The organism is Providencia sp. PROV261, assembly GCF_028477945.1.
Lineage (GTDB): Bacteria > Pseudomonadota > Gammaproteobacteria > Enterobacterales > Enterobacteriaceae > Providencia > Providencia stuartii.
In genome coordinates, this window is record NZ_JAMPMC010000101.1 from 1 (window position 1) to 1449 (window position 1449).

The 1449-nt window shown below is 46.1% G+C and carries 1 pseudogene; it reads right to left on the minus strand.

The window, feature by feature from the left end:
• Positions 1–1309 (minus strand): annotated as a pseudogene (locus PR675_RS20845) (Tn3-like element ISShfr9 family transposase); the annotation flags it as partial.
• Positions 1310–1449 lie beyond the last annotated feature (140 nt).

Here is a 1449-nt window from a genome sequence, read left to right on the forward strand (position 1 = left end):
TCTTCAGTGGTCCACCGAATGCGATTTCCGTCTGCATCTGTTGAAGTTGGGCGACGACGGCTTCTGAGCCTTTACCGGCCTCACATTCAAGGCACAAGAACACCTGCCTTAACAGTTGCTCCAGGAGATTGCATTGTTCATCGTAATGTTGCCACTGGTACTCTTCCACGGTCCGTTTCTGTTTTTTCAGGTAAAGGCAGAGGGTCTGGATATCCCTGTCATTCATGACCTTCAATGCCTGTTGTCTGACTACTGAGAAGGGTTGATTATCATCAATGTTCTCATCCACAAACAGATGCAGTAACTCTGCCGCTTTCGTGACATTGTCCGCGGCTGACTGCCAGGACAGGAACACTGCTTGTTGTGCAAAGGTGTTGGCAGCTTCTTGTTGCTTGCGGATATGGTAAATGAACCCATCAGTTAACCGTTCCAGTGCCAGTTGTATCCGCTCTGTCAGGTGACATAGCAACCATAGATGCTGCTGTGCGCGTTTGAATCGTTTGAGTTTACTACCGTAATAGTTGATGAGCTCACCGAAGTGTTGTCGATTTTTAAGAGACAGATTAAGCCCATCGATAACGCCATTGATTTGCGTGCGCCATGGCGCTAACTGATGATAAAGGGCAAGCTCTTTTTTAAGTTCAGGTACGGTCAGACTTTTTGCACCGCCTCTGAGCTGGTTCAGGCTTAGTCCGTCATCAATGGCTGTTATGCTGTCCAGAAAGACGTGAAGTTCAGGACTGGTGAGTTGATTAAGTTGGTGCGCCAGGTCTTTTCTGACCTGCTGCATCGCTCTGCTTATCAGTCTCTGGAGTACGGTGTACCTAGGGATAGCAATGCTGTGACTGGTTAGGAATTCAATAGCAGTATCAAAGAGGTAACGCGGCTCCAGCCAGGCATTGCCCACCTGAACAAGGTGGTCGAAAAGAGAATTGAAGTGCTGACTTTCGTCCCATTTGTGATAACCAGCAAGGTCTAATACTTTTGCGTAGAGTCGATCTTTTTGTTTTTGTGAGGGAGTGAATGGTCTGAGCCCCTTGCCGCCAAGCAGCTCTTTACTGATGAACATTAAATCCTTAGAAACCTGCGAGTAAGCGATATCTAGGATGACGGGCTTTGATTTGAAGTATCCCAAAATCGCGACAAAGTAACATCTATGAGCTCTGAGACGAATTGACCGAAAAACTGCCAATTCCGCATCGTTCAGAGAAAAGTACAGACGTTGTTCTTCGATTGAAAAAATGGGTGGGGAATAAAGATCTGCCTGTTCTGCTCTCGTGAGAATAGTAATTTCGTTTTTGATGGCCATATCAGGGCTGTTCCGTATTAAATGTACGATATTTACCTAATTTGCCACACTTATAAGTAGTAACCCACCTCCGCAGCCATTTATTGGTGTGGTCTACAGAGGATTAAGTCTTTTTAGAGGGGAAAATCCCTAGAACCCCA